Source organism: Acidocella sp. KAb 2-4, from assembly GCF_020567705.1.
GTDB lineage: Bacteria > Pseudomonadota > Alphaproteobacteria > Acetobacterales > Acetobacteraceae > Acidocella.
This window is the reverse complement of record NZ_JAJDJU010000004.1, coordinates 115782-132895: the sequence shown is the minus strand read 5'-3', so window position 1 is coordinate 132895 and position 17114 is coordinate 115782. Positions and strand designations below refer to the sequence as shown.

General features: G+C 65.7%; 18 protein-coding genes. 9 read left to right on the top strand and 9 right to left on the bottom strand.

Annotation, left to right across the window (positions count from 1 at the left end; genetic code table 11):
- Nucleotides 1-2: 2 nt before the first annotated feature.
- On the bottom strand, nt 3-1523 hold the full coding sequence (glpD, locus tag LI953_RS04840) for a glycerol-3-phosphate dehydrogenase (protein WP_227074902.1): 1521 nt from the start codon (nt 1521-1523) through the stop codon (nt 3-5).
- Nucleotides 1520-3043, bottom strand: coding sequence for a glycerol kinase (locus LI953_RS04835; RefSeq protein ID WP_227074901.1), 1524 nt, complete (start codon nt 3041-3043; stop codon nt 1520-1522). Before LI953_RS04835 ends, glpD begins: the two co-directional genes overlap by 4 nt.
- Nucleotides 3044-3288: 245 nt before the next feature.
- Between LI953_RS04835 and LI953_RS04830 the strand changes: the two genes are divergently transcribed.
- From LI953_RS04830 to LI953_RS04820, 3 genes are all read left to right on the top strand, one after another.
- Complete coding sequence (locus LI953_RS04830; RefSeq protein WP_227074900.1) at nt 3289-4005, top strand: hypothetical protein; 717 nt, start codon at nt 3289-3291, stop codon at nt 4003-4005.
- A complete protein-coding gene (locus tag LI953_RS04825) occupies nt 4002-4694 on the top strand; it encodes a cysteine hydrolase family protein (RefSeq protein WP_227074899.1) in 693 nt (230 codons plus the stop codon). Before LI953_RS04830 ends, LI953_RS04825 begins: the two co-directional genes overlap by 4 nt.
- Before the next feature lie 127 nt (nt 4695-4821).
- Complete coding sequence (locus tag LI953_RS04820) at nt 4822-5355, top strand: hypothetical protein (protein WP_227074898.1); 534 nt, start codon at nt 4822-4824, stop codon at nt 5353-5355.
- A 27-nt stretch (nt 5356-5382) separates the two neighbouring features.
- On the opposite strand, the gene LI953_RS04815 is transcribed toward LI953_RS04820, so the two are convergent.
- From LI953_RS04815 to LI953_RS04795, 5 genes are all read right to left on the bottom strand, one after another.
- A complete protein-coding gene (locus LI953_RS04815; RefSeq protein WP_227074897.1) occupies nt 5383-6615 on the bottom strand; it encodes an EAL and HDOD domain-containing protein in 1233 nt (410 codons plus the stop codon).
- Nucleotides 6616-6821: 206 nt separating this feature from the next.
- Nucleotides 6822-7340: a hypothetical protein gene (locus LI953_RS04810; RefSeq protein WP_227074896.1), complete on the bottom strand. Its 519-nt coding sequence runs from the start codon at nt 7338-7340 to the stop codon at nt 6822-6824.
- Between the two features lie 83 nt (nt 7341-7423).
- Nucleotides 7424-7594 (bottom strand): hypothetical protein, encoded by a 171-nt coding sequence (locus LI953_RS04805; RefSeq protein ID WP_227074895.1) that lies wholly within the window; start codon nt 7592-7594, stop codon nt 7424-7426.
- A gap of 29 nt (nt 7595-7623) precedes the next feature.
- Nucleotides 7624-8556 carry a class I SAM-dependent methyltransferase gene (locus LI953_RS04800; protein ID WP_227074894.1) on the bottom strand — a complete coding sequence of 311 codons (933 nt, stop codon included), beginning with the start codon at nt 8554-8556 and terminating at the stop codon, nt 7624-7626.
- A gap of 57 nt (nt 8557-8613) precedes the next feature.
- A complete protein-coding gene (locus LI953_RS04795) occupies nt 8614-9498 on the bottom strand; it encodes a LysR family transcriptional regulator (RefSeq protein WP_227074893.1) in 885 nt (294 codons plus the stop codon).
- A 106-nt stretch (nt 9499-9604) separates the two neighbouring features.
- Here LI953_RS04795 and LI953_RS04790 point away from each other — a divergent pair, with 106 nt between their 5' ends.
- From LI953_RS04790 to LI953_RS04780, 3 genes are read left to right on the top strand one after another with little or no spacing between them, the layout of a single operon-like run.
- On the top strand, nt 9605-10948 hold the full coding sequence (locus LI953_RS04790; RefSeq protein WP_227074892.1) for an aspartate aminotransferase family protein: 1344 nt from the start codon (nt 9605-9607) through the stop codon (nt 10946-10948).
- A 16-nt stretch (nt 10949-10964) separates the two neighbouring features.
- Nucleotides 10965-12461: a CoA-acylating methylmalonate-semialdehyde dehydrogenase gene (locus LI953_RS04785; RefSeq protein ID WP_227074891.1), complete on the top strand. Its 1497-nt coding sequence runs from the start codon at nt 10965-10967 to the stop codon at nt 12459-12461.
- A gap of 33 nt (nt 12462-12494) precedes the next feature.
- A complete protein-coding gene (locus tag LI953_RS04780) occupies nt 12495-13787 on the top strand; it encodes an FAD-binding oxidoreductase (RefSeq protein WP_227074890.1) in 1293 nt (430 codons plus the stop codon).
- Here the strand turns inward: LI953_RS04780 and LI953_RS04775 are convergent.
- Both LI953_RS04775 and LI953_RS04770 read right to left on the bottom strand, forming a co-directional pair.
- Complete coding sequence (locus tag LI953_RS04775; protein ID WP_227074889.1) at nt 13784-14710, bottom strand: DMT family transporter; 927 nt, start codon at nt 14708-14710, stop codon at nt 13784-13786. The two genes, LI953_RS04780 and LI953_RS04775, sit on opposite strands and share 4 nt — an antisense overlap.
- Before the next feature lie 89 nt (nt 14711-14799).
- Complete coding sequence (locus LI953_RS04770) at nt 14800-15633, bottom strand: class I SAM-dependent methyltransferase (RefSeq protein ID WP_227074888.1); 834 nt, start codon at nt 15631-15633, stop codon at nt 14800-14802.
- A gap of 99 nt (nt 15634-15732) precedes the next feature.
- On the opposite strand from LI953_RS04770, the gene LI953_RS04765 reads away from it, so the two are divergent.
- The 3 genes from LI953_RS04765 to LI953_RS04755 are packed head-to-tail and all read left to right on the top strand — an operon-like array spanning nt 15733 to nt 17095.
- Nucleotides 15733-16176, top strand: coding sequence for an OsmC family protein (locus tag LI953_RS04765; RefSeq protein ID WP_227074887.1), 444 nt, complete (start codon nt 15733-15735; stop codon nt 16174-16176).
- Nucleotides 16177-16197: 21 nt separating this feature from the next.
- A complete protein-coding gene (locus tag LI953_RS04760) occupies nt 16198-16575 on the top strand; it encodes a group II truncated hemoglobin (protein ID WP_227074886.1) in 378 nt (125 codons plus the stop codon).
- A gap of 10 nt (nt 16576-16585) precedes the next feature.
- Nucleotides 16586-17095: a PaaI family thioesterase gene (locus LI953_RS04755; RefSeq protein WP_227074885.1), complete on the top strand. Its 510-nt coding sequence runs from the start codon at nt 16586-16588 to the stop codon at nt 17093-17095.
- Nucleotides 17096-17114 lie beyond the last annotated feature (19 nt).

Sequence of the window (17114 nt, the reverse complement as noted above, 5' to 3'; positions counted from 1 at the left end):
CGTCAGCCTAGTTCAATCTGTTCCGCCATATAGGCCGCCAATTTGGCGGCCTCTTCATTGGTCAGCCGCAGGCCGAGCTTGGTCCGGCGCCACAGCACATCCTCCGCGTTTGCGGCCCATTCGGTCTGCATGAGAAAATCGACCTCACGCTGATAAAGATCGTAGCCAAAATGCTGACCGAGATCGGCGATGTTGCCAGCGGCCCCGATCAGCGCCTTAGCGCGCGTGCCGTAGTTACGTACCCAGCGCCGGCGCAGGGGGGCAGGGAGCCAGGCGTGGCGGCGGGCGAGGCTAGCTTCAAAACCAACCAGGCCATCGGCGCCGAACGCGCCGCCTGGCAGCGGGTTGCTTGCCTCCGGTTTCGGCGCGGGCATGGAGAACACTGCCGCCAGCCGCGCCATCGCGTCTTCAGCCATACGCCGGTGCGTGGTCAGCTTGCCCCCGAAGACGGTGAGCGCGGGCGGGCCTTGATTGTCGATCTCGAAGGCATAATCGCGCGTCAGCGTGGTGAGGTCGGAATCGCGCCCGCCGCCGACCTCGAATAAGGGCCGCACACCGGCATAGGCCCAGCGTATATCCGCGCGCCGCACCGGGGTTTTTAGATAATTATTCACTTGCGCGAGCATGTAGTCGATTTCGTCGGGGGAAACATCCACCTCCTCGGGCGGGCGCTCCCACGGCGTATCCGTGGTGCCGATCGAGGTGAAATCATCCTCATACGGGAACATTTCCATGGTGCGGTTGTCTGTGGTTTGCAGGAAATATCCCTGTTCGCCGGCCCATAGGCGGGGCACCACGATATGGCTGCCGCGCACCAGCCGCATCCGCCGGTGCGTAATCACGCCGGCCAGCGTTCCCGCCACATGGTCCACCCAGGGGCCGGCGGCGTTAACCAAAGCGCGCGCCGTGACCTCGCGGGTTTCGCCGCTGGCGGCATCCTCCAGCGTGATGCGCCATTTGCCATCCGCACGCTGCGCGGCGGTGACTTTCTGGCGCGGTAAAATCGTCGCGCCAAATGCCTGCGCGCCGAGCAGATTGGCGATCACCAGGCGAGCATCATCGCCCCGGCAATCGGAATAGGCAAAGGCGAATTCATAATCTTCCTTGAGCGGCGCGCCAAAGGCATGGCCGTGCAGCCGGATCATCTCGGAGCCTGGCAGTGTCTTGCGGCTGGCCAGATGGTCGTAAAGAAACAGCCCCAGGCGGATCATCCAGCGTGGCCTCAGGGCGGGCACATGCGGCAGCACCAGGCGGATCGGCCAGACCAGATGCGGCGTGCGCGCCATCAGAATTTCCCGCTCCTGCAGCGCATGGCGAACCAGGCGGAAATCATAAGTCTCCAGATAGCGCAGCCCGCCATGGATCAGCTTTGATGAGCGCGACGACGTGCCAAACCCGAAATCGCGGGCATCCGCGAGCGCCACGGCCAAGCCTCGCCCGGCGGCGGCGCAGGCGATGGCGGCGCCATTGATGCCACCGCCGATCACGAAGAGATCGTACGGTTCTGCTTGCGGGTTGGTCATGCGGCGTTTTCCGGTTGGGGTTTCGTGGCGGCGATGGCGGCATCCACCGCGCGCAGCCAGGTGTGGTATCCGGCGTCTTGGCGGGTTTGCGTGGCTGGGTTGGGGTGGGTCTCGCGGCCAGCGCCCACCAGCGGGCGCAACTCATCGGTCCCCCGCCAGATCCCCGCACCGAGCCCGGCCATCAGTGCCACGCCGAATGGTGTCAGCGCCTCCTGCGCTGCCAAATGCAGCGGAATCTGCAAGCAATCCGCTTGCAACTGCATCAACGCCGCCGCGCGCGTCGGCCCGCCATCAGCGCGCACCAGGGCTGGCGGCCGTCCGATCGCGGCGGCGATTCCCTCCAGCGCGGCGCGCACCTGGTAGCAGACGGCCTCCAGCCCAGCCTGGCAGATCTCGGCCACGCTGGTCGCCTCCGTCATGCCCGAGAGCACGGCGCGGACATCGGCATTCCACCATGGCGAACCCAGCCCCTGAAACGCGGGTACCAGCGTCACGCCATGGCTATCCGCCGCCTCCCGGGCCTTCGCCACCACCGCCTCGCCCCCGCCCGCCAAACCGAACTGCCTGGCGAGCCAGTTCAGCGTCGCCCCGGCTGACATCACGAACCCCTCCAGCGCGTAAGTGGGCGCGCCCAAATCCCAGGCAATGGTGCGGATCAGCCCATCGGCCCGTCCTGGCGGCATCCGCGCCCCCGCATTCGCCCACATGAAAGCGCCGGTGCCATAGGTCACCTTCAGATCGCCCGGCGCGAAACACCCATGCCCGAACAGCGAGGCCTGCTGATCCCCCATTGCCGCGGTGATTGGAATTTCCGCCTCGAACAACCCGGCCGCGGTCTCGCCATAATGCCGCGCGGTCAGCCCGGTTTCGGGCAATCTCGCAAGCTCCAGGCCGAACAAGGCCAGCAATTCGGCATCCCAGCCGCCGCGCTCTAGCGCAAACAGCGCGGTGCGTGAGGCATTGCCTGGCTCGGTCGCGTAAATCCGCCCGCCGCTCAAGCGCCACAGCAGCCAGCAATCCACCGTGCCGCAAAGCAACGCGCCCTCGCGCAGCCCCGCCGCGATCTCGGGAAGGTGGCGCGTCACCCAGGCCAGTTTGGCGGCGGTGAAGGTGGGGTCGAGATCCACCCCGGTCCGCGCGGCGATCAGGGCGGCGGTTTCCGGACGGCGCAGCGGCGCGATCTCCGCCTCGCCGCGCCGGCACTGCCAGACCATCGCGGGCATCACCGGCTTGGCGGTCGTGGGGTCCCAGATCACCAGCGTCTCGGTCTGGTTAGCAATTCCCAACCCCGCCACATCCCGCGCCGAGGCGCCGGCGCGCTCGATCACCTCGCGGATACAAGCCACGCAATTGGCGAACATCGCCAGCGCGTCCTGCTCCACCCATCCCGGCTGCGGCGAGGCGGTGGCGATCGGACGTTCCGTCTGGGCCAGCACCCGCCCGGCGGAATCGATCGCCATCGCCTTGGTGTTGGTTGTCCCCTGATCGACGCCGACGATGATTGGCCCGCCGTGTTTCAAATCCCCTCCACGGTCCCGGATTTATTTTCGGTTGTGAGGCCAGTTTGCTGACCCGGGAAAATACTATGTAATGTATGTTTGGCTTGCAACATACGGGTTGTAAATTTCAACATTTTGCGGCTACTATCTCATGTCCCGCACTCTTATCCGTCAATCACGAACGTTACCATGCCGCACAGGGCAGACTGCATTCAAACAAAAAAACCCACCGGTCGGCGCGGCATGGCGGGTTTTGGGAGGTCCGTATGATGGATTTCATTTTCATGTTGACCCGCAACGACCAGACGGTCACCGATTGTCTGGAGCTATGCGAGTTGATCCGCCCGTTGGGGCTCAAGCATATCGGGTTCAAGGATGTCGGCGTCAGTGTCGAGACGCTGCACCGGCTCACCGCCAAAATCCGCGCCCTGGGCGCCAGCACCTATATGGAGGTGGTGAGCGCCACGCCGGACGCCGCGCTCGACTCGGCGCGCGCGGCGGTGGCGCTGGGGGTGGACCATCTGCTCGGCGGCACCGAGGTTGACGCCACGCTGGAGATCATCCGCGGCACCGGCATCCGCTACTACCCGTTCCCCGGCACACCTGTCGGCCATCCCACGGCGCTGGGCGGCACTGCCGCGCAGGTCGAGGCGCAATGCCGTAGCTTCATGGCCAAGGGTTGCGCGGGGGCCGATCTGCTCGCCTACCGCGCTACCGAGGATGCGCCGCTCAACCTTGTCGAGGCCGCGCGCCGCGGCGTGGGCGAGGGGCGGCTGATCGTGGCGGGCAGCATCGACTCCGCCGCCCGCATCGCCAGCATCGCACAGCGCGGGGCGGATGCCTTCACCATCGGCTCAGCCATTTTCAACGGGGCCTATTCGCCCAACAAGGGCTCTACCCTGTCGCAGCTTGCCGATGTCATGAGCGATTGCGGCGCGGCCAGCACGCCTGGCGAACTGCCAAGAAGAAAGGAAGCCCTATGAGTTGGAAAACCGCCTTCCGTTCGCTTTACTACCAGGGCGCCCCCGCGCCGGAGGACCCGGTGCTGGAACGCGGCAAGACGGCGCTGCTGGTGATCGACGTGCAGAACACCTATCTCCAGCGCCCAGACCGCGCCAGCCTGCCCCCCGCCGAGCAGGCGCTCTATGACGCCTGGACGCCATTTCACGAGCGGATGCATGGCGTGGTGATTCCAACCATTGCCAAGCTCATCGCCGCGTTCCGCGCGGGCGGGCATGAGGTGCTCTTCGCCCGCATCGCCTGCCAGACCAGGGACGGGCGCGACCGCTCGCTCTCACAGAAGAAGCCCGGCTGGAACAATCTGCTGCTGCCCAAGGATGAATGGGAGTCGCAGATCGTTCCCGAACTGGCGCCGCAGGGTGACGAGATCGTCGTCACCAAGACCACCGATTCCGCGCTCACCGGCACCAATCTGCGCCTGATGCTGGGCAATCTCGGCATCACCAATGTCGTCTGCGCCGGCATCTTCACCGATCAATGCGTCTCCTCCACCGTGCGCTCGCTGGCCGATGAGAGTTTCGGCGTGCTGGTGGTCGAGGATGGCTGCGCCGCGGGCAGCCATGAATTGCATCTCAAGGAGTTGGAGATCATCAACATGATCTACGGCCATGTGATGAGCAGCGACGAGTTGCTCGCCTACTTGCCGGGTTGACGAGAGGGCGCCGAGCCGCCGGGCCAACGATCCCACGCCACGTTGACGAAGATTAAACCGTTACGTGCATACAGACAGCGTGGTTGGCAGGAGATCGTTGTGTCCCGATGAGAGAGGCGCCCTATCCATGAGCAGCGAGCAGCCGGACGCGGATGAGCGGCGCATCGCGCAGCGCATGGCGGTCGACAATCAGAGCCCTTTGGCCCAGCGAACGCACCTCGTCGTGCCCGGCCAATCCCGTGCGCATAAATGCCGTATCACCGATACTTCGGCCACCGGCTACCGTATCGTCCTCCTCTCGCCCAACCCCGAGGCCGGGCGGCAATTCGCGCCGGGGCAGGAGGTGCTTATGGAGCATATCGATGGCTGGAGCCGCGCGGTCAGCATACGCTGGATCAAAGGCAATCAACTGGGGCTGAAAATCCTGAACCCGGTTACGCGGATGATCCTCACCGACGATTGCGGCGCGCCGCAGCCTTATGAATGCAAATTGCTTGGCACACACAGCGATTTATACCGCGTCACGATGAGCGGCCAGCCGGTGATGTTCGGCGTTTTTACTTTGGAGTTGCCGAATGGCGAACGCCTGCCCGTGCGTGTGCGCTGGACGGTGGAGGGCGAGATCTGCCTGCAACGCGTGCAACACCGCCGCAGATTGTGATGGCCCGGTCCGCCCGGTGCGGCCGGGTCAGAAATGATTCGCCCAGCGCAGCGCCTCCAGATGTAGGCGGTTCAGCATCTCGGCGTCACCGCCCCCCATTGCGGCCAAGCGCTGAGTAAGCGCGAGCGCTGTTCCCGTCGTCTGGGCGTGTTCTGTCATCTCCACCAGGTCGAGCATCTGCCCCAGCCGCCCCTCGCGCCGCAGCAAAGCGCTTCGCATTGCCTCATCTAGTGACAGGATCTCGGCCAGCTTCTCCAGCGGTTTGCCAAACAACGCATCCGCGAGGCTTAACATCCCCAGCATGAAGGCGCGGGGCTTGAGTTCCGGTTCCGCGCAGGCCTCAGCCAGCCCCTCCATCATCCGGCCGCGGATCACGGCCATCTGCGCCAGCGGATTGGCCGTCACGGTCTCGCCGCTGCCCTGGGTGAACATCATGATTTGCACGAGCCGGTTGATCTGTATACGCCCAAGCGCGAGAATCGCCTGACGCAGGCTGGAGATTTTGCCTGAACGCCGCAACCCCGCGGAATTGACCATCTTGAGCAGTTTCAGTGTAAATCCCGGATTGCGCTTAAGCGCTTCCTCCAATTCCTCGATCTCGGCATCTGAGGCGATCAGTTCGAGGAGTTTCAGCAGCGCGAGGGTGGAGGCCGAGGGGGCTTGCCCCCGCAGCATTTTCGGCCGGGCGAAATGATAGCCTTGGAACAGCGCGAACCCGGCGGCGAGGCAGCGCTCAAATTGTTCTTGGGTGTCCACCTTCTCGGCCAGCAGCTTCACGTCATGGCGTTGCGCCTCGCGCGCAACCAGTTCCAGCGCCTCTGGCGGCGCGGCCAGCATGTCCACCTTGATGATGTCGATCAGCGGCAGGATGGCGATCATGGCATCGTCCAGCGCGATCACGTCGTCGAGCGCGAGGCGCAGCCCTTTCGCCTTCAGGTGCCGGCAGCGCTCAATGAGCGGTGCGGTGATCCGCACCGTTTCCAGCAACTCAATCACGACATGGTTGGCGGGCAGAACCTCCAGCGCGTCGCTCATCAACAACGCCTCCGAGGCGTTGATGAACGCGGTTTTCCCGCCCAGCGCTTCCTCCATGCCAAGGTCGAGAAACGCATGCTGAATCACCGCCGCGCTCGCCGCCACATCGTCGCTCACCTCGGCCCGGTTCTCCTGGCTGGCGCGGAACAGCAGCTCATAGGCCACGAGCTGGCGGTTTCGGTCGAGAATCGGTTGGCGCGCAAGAAAGAAATGTTGACCGAGCATGAGCAGGCCCCGCGGCGAAAATTATTTCAAGTTCGCCATGCACCGGCGCTGAGGGCGCGTGCGCATATCAGGTCAAGGGGCAGCCAGACAGTCGGGCGTGTGATGGCGACGTTTATCATTGTGCCATCGGTGGTACCGGCAGGTTCTTTACAGCGGCTTAATTGAGCACGTTAAAAATGTCGGGTCGGCTGTCTGTTTCGGCGTGGCTACGCCGCCAGCTTGTGGACATGGACATCATGCGCCCCCTGCGCCTGCAAGGTCTGCTTGGCCGTGGCTTCGGCCGCGGCGTCGCGCACGCTCACCCAGAGCACCACCCCGCCGCGGGCCAGTTGCTCCTGGATGCGCACCGCGTAGTGGTGATGGATCAACCCGCCCAGAGCGGCGCCGATTAGCCCTCCAGCCCCAGCGGCGATAATCGCCGGAATGCCGCCGCCAACCCCGGCCAGCATCAGCCAGCCCAGCGAGGCGAGGGCAGGGGCGGGAAAAGTCTCGGCTTCAAGCCGCGACATGCGAGAGAAGAACGCCTCGCGCGGCACCTTCGGGTCATCCTCGACATCGCGCACCTGCTGGTAGCGATGCCCGAGCGCGCTCGCCACCGTATCCTCCGTGGCCAGGACCGAGAGCGCGGCACGGTCGAAGCCCTGCGTCTCCAGCGCAAATACGGCGCGGTCCAGCGCGGCGGGGTCATCAAACGCGGCAACAACCTCGCGGATTTCATCAGACATGGCCAAGCTCCTTCTCGTGTTTGCGGCCATTATTGTTGGCACGGGCGCGGCTATAGCGGAAGCCCGCTCCGGCAACACGGTATTCAACGCCTTCCGGGCAGGTGCCGGTACATCACCAGCGCGTCCACATAGCCGAGCGCCTCCCGCTCGCTCATCTCGGGGGCGAGCGTATAGGTCTCGCCGGCGCGCATGACCGGGCCGATGATCGACCAGATGGCGGCGGTGTCTTCTGGGCGGGCGGGGCGGATGATCATGCCCCGGAAAATTAGGGAAGCCGGGCGGCTCAGGCAACGCCGAGGCGGGCGGTGAGCGGCTTCCGCCCGCGCAAATACAGCATGCGGCTGGTGGTCATGAATTTTCCGCCTTCGATGGACGGGCGCAGCGCCGTCTCGAACCGCGCCCGCTCGGCGGGGGTGAAGCGCGTCGCCAGGATCTCGGTGAGCGGCGGCGCCAGCGGGTGCGGGGCGGTGGCGCAGAAGGCGGCCCAGTCCCGTTTCGGCGCGGGCCGCTCGTCGATGTGCAACTCCAGATGCAACTCCCCGAATCCGGCCTGGCGGGCGAAGCCCAGCATGTCCCGCTCGGTGTAATTGGTCAGCGGGTTGGCCTGCGCCGTGGCTTCGGTATCGGGGAATTGCGCGGCCTTCCATTTGTGCAGCAGCGGCAGCAGCGGGTCGGCGGAGGTTTCGGTGAGGTTGCGCAGGGCGCGGGCGGCCAGGGCTTCCTCGTGAAACAGCGGCTCGGCGATGCAGAGCGCGCCGCCGGGGCGCAGCACACGAAAGGCGGCGCGGAAGGCGGCGGTCTTATCGGCGGCATAGGCGATGGCGGAGCGGCTGGTCACCAGATCATAGGCGGCGGCCTCGGCGCCGGGCAGCCCCTCGGCGCCGCTGTGCAGAAAGCGGCATTGGTGGCTGACGCGACGCGCCTGCGCCTCGGTCTCGGCCTGGGCCAGCAGGGGGGCGGAGATGTCGGTCAGCGTAACGGTGAGGTGCGGCCACCGCGCCAGTGCCGCCCAGGCCACCAGCCCGGCGCCGCTGCCGATATCGAGCATCGCCGCCGGGGTGGCGGGCGCGAGGTTCAGCAACTTGCCGGCGAAGGCGGCGGTTTCATCCGCCACCCGGGCGCGGATCGCCGGGTCCCCGCCATCGCGCCGATGGTTGAGCCAGGAGGACCAGGGATCATCGGCCACGCGGCCGGCGGTGTGAAGGGTGGAGCTCATGCCTCCACGCTACCATGCAGGTCCTTAACACTTTCCGAATCTGGCGTGGAGCGGGCGCTATTCCTGCCGTTCCAGAAAATTCAAAAAGGTGGACAGCACCAAATTCGGATGGCCGCTGCGCGAGGTGACGGCCTGATACTCCACAGTCTGGGCGTAAAGATCGGGCCGTATGGCTCGCATCTGGCCGCGCTCCTCCCATTGCCGGGCGTAATGGGTGGGCAGGAAGCCGATATAGCAGCCGGTAAGGATGAGGAATGCCACGCCCTCGCGGTCGGCGGCGGTGGCAGTCACCCGCAGGGGGTGCTCGCTGGTCAAGCCGGAAGGCGCCACCGCATCCGCCCCGGCGATGGCGGCGGCGTCCACCACCCCGGCGCGCGCGAAGAACGGATGCTCCGCCGCGCAATAAAGATGTGAAACCTCGTCATAGAGCGGCAATTCGCGCAGCCCGGGCAGGGTGCGCCCGGCGGGGATGATGCCGACATGCAACTGCCCATCCAACACGCCGCGCTCGATCTGGCTGGGCGGCACCATGCGGATATTCACCCGCACCTCCGGCCCCTGGGTTTTCAACGCCCGCAGCGCGCGGGTCACCCGCATGCGCGGTGAGGTGACAAGGTTATCGGTGATGCCGATATTCAACTCGCCGCGCAGATGTTCACGCAACGCGTTGATCTCGCCGCGGAAATTCTCCACCGCCGCGAACATGCGCAGCAACGCCTGATACACCGCCTCGCCCTCGGTGGTCAGGCGGAACCCGGCGCGGCCGCGCTGGCAGAGCGTCAGCCCCAGGCGCTGTTCCAGATCCGCCATGTGCTGGCTGATCGCCGGGCGTGAGATGTTCAGCTCCACCTCGGCCGGGCTGAATCCGCCGCATTCCACCACGGTGCGGAAGATGCGCAGCAGCCGCAGATCGGCTTCATTCAGGCGGGTGAGCGGAGACATGCGTAAGTAAAACCTGAAGTTAGCGTAATTAAGTTAGGATTTATTCGATCTAAAACCGCCCTTACTGTGGCGTCAATCTTATTCGCAGATCACGGGGACACGCACCATGCCAAGCTATGACCAGCAAGCCGCCGCCGGCCTCAGCCGCGAGGAATTGAACGCCTACTGGATGCCGTTCACGGCCAACCGGGAGTTCAAGAACAACCCGCGCATGATGGTCGCCGCCGAGGGCTGCCATTTCATCGACGGCAAAGGGCGCAAGGTGTTCGACAGCCTCTCCGGCCTGTGGTGCACCGGCTTCGGCCATCGCCGCGCCGAGATCGTGCAGGCCGTGTCGCACCAGATCGCCGAACTCGACTACGCGCCCAATTTCCAGTTCGGCCATCCGCTCGCCTTCAAGCTGGCCAACAAGGTCGCGGCCATGGCCCCGGCGGGGCTGGACCATGTGTTCTTCACCAATTCCGGCTCCGAATCCGCCGATACGGCGCTGAAGATGGCGCGCGGCTATTGGCGCCAGAAGGGGATGCCGACCAAGACCAAGATCATCGGCCGCATCAAGGGCTATCACGGCGTGAATTACGGCGGCACCAGCGTCGGCGGCATTGTCGGCAACCGCAAGCTGTTTGGCTTGCTGGGCGATGTCGACCATCTGCCGCATACGCTCCTGGCGCAGAACCGCTTTACCAAGGGCATGCCCGAGCATGGCGCTGAATTGGCCGACGCGCTGGAGGAGATGGTCGGGCTGCATGACGCCTCCAACATCGCGGCGGTGATCGTGGAGCCCTTTTCCGGCTCGGCGGGCATGGTGGTGCCGCCCAAGGGCTATCTCAAGCGCCTGCGCGAGCTGTGCACCAAGCACAACATCCTGCTGATCTTCGACGAGGTGATCACCGGCTTCGGCCGCGCGGGCGGGGCCTTTGGCGCGCAGGTATTCGGCGTCACGCCGGACATCATCACCTGCGCCAAGGGCCTCACCAACGGCACCGTGCCGATGGGCGCGGTGATCGCCTCGGGCGAGATCTACAACACCTATATGGCGGCGGGCGGGCCGGAATATCTGGTTGAGTTCCCGCATGGCTACACCTATTCCGGGCATCCGGTGGCCTGCGCGGCGGGGCTGGCGGCGATGGAGATTTTCGAGAAAGACGATATGGCTGGGCGGGTGCAGGCGCTGGCGCCGGTGTTCGAGGAGCTGATCCACGGCCTGAAGGGGCTGAAATATGTCGCCGATATCCGCAATTTCGGCCTCGCCGGGGCGGTGCAGATCGAGGCGGCGCCCGGCGAACCGGCCCGCCGCCCGTGGGAGATTTCGATGAAATGCTGGCAGGCGGGCTATTATGTCCGCTACGGCGGCGATACGCTGCAATTCGGTCCGCCCTTCATCTCCGAGAAGCGCGACCTCGAAGGTCTGTTCAACGCCGTGGCCGACGCCATCACCTCCCTCGCCTGAGCCGAAAGACACCGACATGACCAAGCCCGTCGCCCATCTTATCAATGGCGAGATCGTCTCCTGCCCGCAGGCGCGGCTGCAGGATATTTATAACCCCGCCACCGGCGCCGTCTCCGGCCAGGTGGAGCTGGCCGCGCGCGGCACGGTGGAGGCCGCCATCGCCGCCGCCGAAGCCGCGTTTCCGGCTTGGCGCGAGATGATCCCAGCGCGGCGCGCGCGCATCCTGGCGCGGTTCCAGCGCCTGCTGGAAGACCGCGCGGACGAGATCTGCGCCGCCATCACCGCCGAGCACGGCAAGGTGACTGAGGATGCGCGGGGCGAATTGCAGCGCGGCATCGAGAACGTGGAATTCGCCACCTATGTCCCCGAATTGCTGAAGGGCGAGCACAGCAAGAATGTCGGCCCGCGCATTGATAGCTGGTCGGAATTCCAGCCGCTGGGCGTGGTCGCGGGCATCACCCCGTTCAATTTCCCGGCCATGGTGCCGCTGTGGATGTATCCGGCGGCGCTGGCCTGCGGCAACACCTTCGTGCTCAAGCCCTCTGAGCGCGACCCGAGCGCCGCGCTGCTGATCGCGCGGCTGGCGCTGGAGGCCGGGGTGCCGCCAGGTGTGCTGAACGTGGTGAATGGCGGCAAGGAGGCGGTGGACACGCTGCTCACCGATAAGCGTGTGCAGGCGGTGAGCTTCGTCGGCTCCACGCCGATCGCGGAATATATTTACGCCACCGCCAGCGCCAACGGCAAACGCGTGCAGGCGCTGGGCGGCGCGAAAAACCATGCGGTGGTGATGCCAGACGCCGATCTCGACAACGCGGTAAACGCGCTGATGGGCGCGGCTTATGGCTCCTGCGGCGAGCGCTGCATGGCCATCTCGGTGGCCGTGGCCGTGGGCAACGAGGTGGCGGATGCGCTGGTAGAGAAGCTCTCCACCGCGCTCAAGCGCCTCGCCGTTGGCCCCGGCACGCAGCCGGGGGCCGAGATGGGGCCGCTGATCTCGCAGCCGCATTTCGAGAAGGTGCGCGGCTATGTCGATGCTGGCGTTGGCGAGGGCGCGACGCTGGTGGTCGATGGCCGCGGGCTGAGCGTGCCGGGCCATGAGGGCGGGTATTTCCTCGGTGGCACGCTGTTCGACTATGTGAAGCCGGAGATGAGCATCTACCGCGACGAGATTTTCGGCCCGGTGCTGTGCGTGGTGCGCGCTCACTCGCTGGAGGAGGCAATGGCGCTGATCGACGCGCATGAATACGGCAATGGCACCTGCATCTTCACCCGTGACGGCGAGGCGGCGCGCTATTTCACCGACAACATCAAGGTCGGCATGGTCGGCGTGAACGTGCCATTGCCCGTGCCGGTGTCGTATCACAGCTTCGGCGGCTGGAAGCGCTCGCTGTTTGGCGATCTCTCCGCCTATGGCCCGGACGCGGTGCGCTTCTATACCCGCCGCAAGACGATCAGCCAGCGCTGGCCCACGGGCGGCGTGCGCGAAAAAGCCCAGTTCGCCTTCCCGGCCTGATCCACCACCCGCCTTCCTGAAAGACGACGTCTCATGGCGCAGGATTATCCGCGTTCCTACTATGCCGCGACCCGCAACCCGGTCGCGCCCTTTCCCCGTCTTGAAGCCGACATCGAAGCGGATGTCGCCATTATCGGCGGCGGCTTCACCGGTGTCGCCAGCGCCGTTGAGCTAAGCGAGCGCGGGCTGAAAGTGGCGCTGCTGGAGGCGGAGCGGATCGGCTGGGGCGCCACGGGGCGCAATGGCGGGCAGATCACCGGCTCGCTCTCGGGCGATACGGCGATGGAAAAGCAGTTCAGCCGCGTGCTAGGCAAGGCCAGGGCTGCGGATTTCGTCTGGAACCTGCGCTGGCGCGGGCATGAAATCATTAAGCGCCGGGTGGAAAAATACGGCATTGCCTGCGATCTCAAGCATGGCCATCTGCACGCCGCCTATAAGCCCTCGCACGTGGCGGAGCTGGAGGCAACCTATGCCGCCGCCCAGGCGCATGGCATGGGCGATGAGGTGCAACTGCTGCGCGGCGCGGCGCTACACGACCTGGTCGGGACCGAGGTTTATTGCGCCGGGCTGCTCAACCGGCGCAACATGCATGTGCATTCGCTAAATTTATGTCTGGGCGAGGCCGATGCCGCGCGCCATATGGGCGCGCAGATCTTCACCGACACCAAGGTGCTGCGCATTGAATACGGCGCCGTGCCGCGCGTGGTCACCGCGCATGGCAGCGTGCGGGCGAAGCAAGTGCTGCTCGCGGGCAACGGCTATCACCGGCTGGGGCAGCGCAAGCTGGCCGGGCTGCTGTTTCCGGCCACGCTGGGCATCGTCGCCACCGAGCCGCTCTCCGAGGCCATGGCGAAGAGCGTGCTGCCCACCGACATCGCGGTGTATGACACGCGTTTCGTACTCGATTACTACCGCCTCACCGCCGACCGCCGCCTGATCTTCGGCAGCGGCACCAATTATACGGGCGGCGAGAGTCACGACATCGCCGGGCAGATCCGCCCCGCCATCGAGAAGACCTTCCCCCAGCTTAAGGGCGTCGGCATCGATTTCGCTTGGCAGGGGCAGGATGGCATCAGCATCAACCGCATCCCGCAGCTCGGGCGCATCACCCCGAATGTGTTTTACGCCCAGGGTTATTCGGGGCATGGCATCGCCACCTCGCATATCGTGGCGGAGGTGATGGCCAAGGCCCTCACCGGCGACACGCGGGATTTCGATATCTTCGCCAGCGCGCGCATGTGGCGCCTGCCGGTGGGGCGGTTTCTGGGCAATCAGGCCCTTGCTCTGGGCATGTGGTATTACCAGAAGCTCGACGCGCTGCGTTAATCCTCGGCCGCACCGGGGCGCTTGGGGCGGATCTCGCTCAGCACCACCCCGGCGACGATCAGCCCCGCCCCGGCCAGGGCCAGCGGCGGCAGCCGGTCGCCGCCCAGCCGCCCGAACACCCCGCCCCAGACCGGCTCACCCGCATAAATCACGGTGGCCTTGGTTGGCGAAATGGATTTCTGCGCCCAGTTCATCGTGAGCTGGATCACGGCGCTGGCCGCGCCAAGCCCCAGGGCGGCGCTGAGCCAGATCCAGGAGAAGCCGGGCAACGCCTCGCCCGCCAGTGGCATGCCCGCGAGCGAGAACAGCCCCGCCGCGAAAAGCTGCACGATCGTCACCTGCCGGCTATCCACCTCGTTGGCGAAGCGGCTGATCAGGATCACCTCCGCCGCGATGGCGACGGCGCCGAGCAGCGTCGCCACCTCGCCGGGGCTGAAGCTGAGCCGCCCGGCATCCGGCCCGGCCAGCAGCACCAGCCCGAGGAAGGCGAGCACGACGCTGACCCAGCCCATGAGATGCACCGGGCGGCGCAGCACGGCGAGTTGCAGCAGCGGCACAATCGGCACGTAGAGCGCGGTGATGAAGGCCGACTGGCTGCTGCTGATGGTTTTCAGCCCCAGCGTCTGCAGCCCGTAGCCGAGGCAGATGGAAAGCCCAATGGCCGCGCCCGCCACCAGCTCGCGCCGGTTGGGCGCGCGCAGCCCCCGCCCGAACACCAGCCAGCTCATCGCCCCCGCCGCCACGAACCGCACGCCGACGAAAAACAGCGGCCCGCAATGGCGCATGGCCAGATGCACGATCAGGAAGGTGCTGCCCCAGACGATGGTGACGGCGATCAGCGCCAGCTCCTGGCGCGAAATCCGCCAGCGCGGCGCGGGTGCGGCATTTGCCGCCTGATGGTTGGTCCCGGTCGTCGTGCTCATCTGATATCCCCAAGCGTTGTCCTGGGGTTATCAACCGGGGCGCATGGCGTCGACCCCCTGCTGCCGTGGCGCTGCCTTGCGCGCGCGGCCTACATGTTGCGCCTGGCCAGCATCCGCACGGGCGCGATCACCCCAGCCTCGACCCCGGCGGCGAGGTTGGCGAGTTTCTGCCGGGCCTCGGCGCCCATCAGCACATGCAGCCCGAGCGGCGGTGGCGCGGCCTGTGCCATGCGTTCGCGTACCTTGGCGAAGAAATCCAGCGCCATCTCGCGTTGATTGCTCTCGACCACCACCTCCATTCCCGCCGCCGCCAGCGCGCCGCGATAGCCCGCCGGAGTATCGAGGAACGACGTCGCCTCGTCCGCCGCCCAGGGCACGGGATAGGCGAGGGGGCCGTCGCCGAGGCGCATCACGTCGTACACCGCCAACACACCGACCGGTTTCAGCACGCGCGCGATCTGCGTGAACAGCGCGGCTTTGTCGGGGATGTTCATGCCGACATGCAGCATCGTCGCGCGGTCGAACCGCGCGGGCGGGAAGGGCAGCTCCAGCGCGCTGGCGCAGCGCAGGCTGATCCGCTCCTGCAGCCCGAGCTTGGCGTTGAGTATGTTTCCGGTCTCGACATATTCCGCCGTGATGTCGATGCCGGTGACATCGCAGCCATGCGCAACGGCGAGGAAGCGCGCCGTGCCGCCCAGGCCGCAGCCGATATCGAGCACGCTGAGCCCCGGCGAAAGTTGCAGTTGCGCCGCCAATTCCGCCGTGGCGGCGCGGCCACCGACATGGAATTCGTCAATGCCGGCGAGGCGTTCGAGCAGGGCTTGCGGCGTCTGCCCGGTGGTGTCGCCCAGCGCGGCAAGAATCGTCGCGCCCAGGCTCCCATGCGCGTAATGTTGCGAGACGATCTCTTCGATCTTGTTCATGTTGTTATCCTCCATTCCGCCGCCATGCGCGCCCTGGCGGCCCGCCGGTCTATATCCTAAACTCCGCTCCGGATATGTTACAAACTGGAGAGAGGCGGCATGAGCGACACGGTCACGGTCAACATCACGCGCGAATCACGCTACAAATTCTCTGTGGATTTCGGCGCGGGCCTGCCAGGCCTCACGGCGGATGAGCCGTCGCCGCTCGGTGAGGATGCGGGGCCTTCGCCCACACAGCTTCTGGCCGCGGCGGTGGCGAATTGCCTGAGCGCCAGCTTCATCTTCGCGTGCAATAAATACAAGGAAGACCCCGGCGCGCTGACCGCGACGGCGGTGTGCCAGATCGGCCGCAACGAGAAAAACCGCCTGCGCGTGACCGGCATTGATGTGCGCATCAGCCTCGGCGCCGCGCCGCAGACGCTGAGCCATCTTGACCGCGTGATGGCACAGTTCGAAGAGTTCTGCACCGTGTCGCAAAGCGTGCGCGCGGGCATTCCGTTCACCGCGCAGATCGTGGCGCCAGATGGGACCGTTTTGAAATAACCGATGACAGAGACAGAAAAAATGACCCCCTATGCCGCTCTTGGCGGCGAGGCGGTGTTGCGCAAACTTACCAAGCGCTTCTACGAGCTGATGGATACGCTGCCCGAGGCCAAAGCCTGCCGCGACATCCACCCGAAAGACCTGAGCAGGAGCGAGGAGAAGCTGTTTGAGTATCTCTCCGGCTGGCTGGGCGGCCCGCCGCTGTTCACCGACAAATATGGCCCGCCGATGCTGCGCCGGCGCCACCTGCCCGCCAAGATCGGCGGAGCCGAGGCCGAGGGCTGGCTGCTCTGCTTCCGCCAGGCTTGGGCCGAGGTGATCGGCGATAATGCGCTGGGCGCGGCACTGCTGCCGCAAATCGAGGCGCTAGGGCAGCATATGATCAACCAGGCCGCATGAGGCCCGGCGGATGCGCAACGACGCGAAAGGAAACCTGGCCGTGAAGGCGATTCAGGATGATTACCCCGAGGAATTGTCGCATTGCTATGGCTGCGGCAGCCAGAACGAGCATGGTTACCAGATCAAGACCTACTGGGAGGGCGATGAGACGGTGACGCGCTTCACCCCGCAACCCTACCACACCGCCGTGCCGGGGTTCGTGTATGGCGGGCTGATCGCCTCGCTCATCGACTGCCACGGCACCGGCTCGGCTGCCGCCGCCACCTACCGCGCCGAGGGGCGAGAGCCGGGCACCGCGCCGGTGGTCCGGTTCGTCACGGGCTCGCTGAAGGTCACCTATCTGAAGCCGACGAGGCTGGGGCCCGAGATCGAGATCCGCGGGCGGGTGCGTGAATTGAAGGAGCGCAAGGTTATCATCGATAGCCGGGTGCTGGTCGATGGCGTGGAAACCGCGCAGGGCGAAGTGGTGGCGATCCGCATGCCCGTGGATTTCGGCAAGGCGCCCGAAGCCACATCTTGATTTTTATCAATGAAATGAC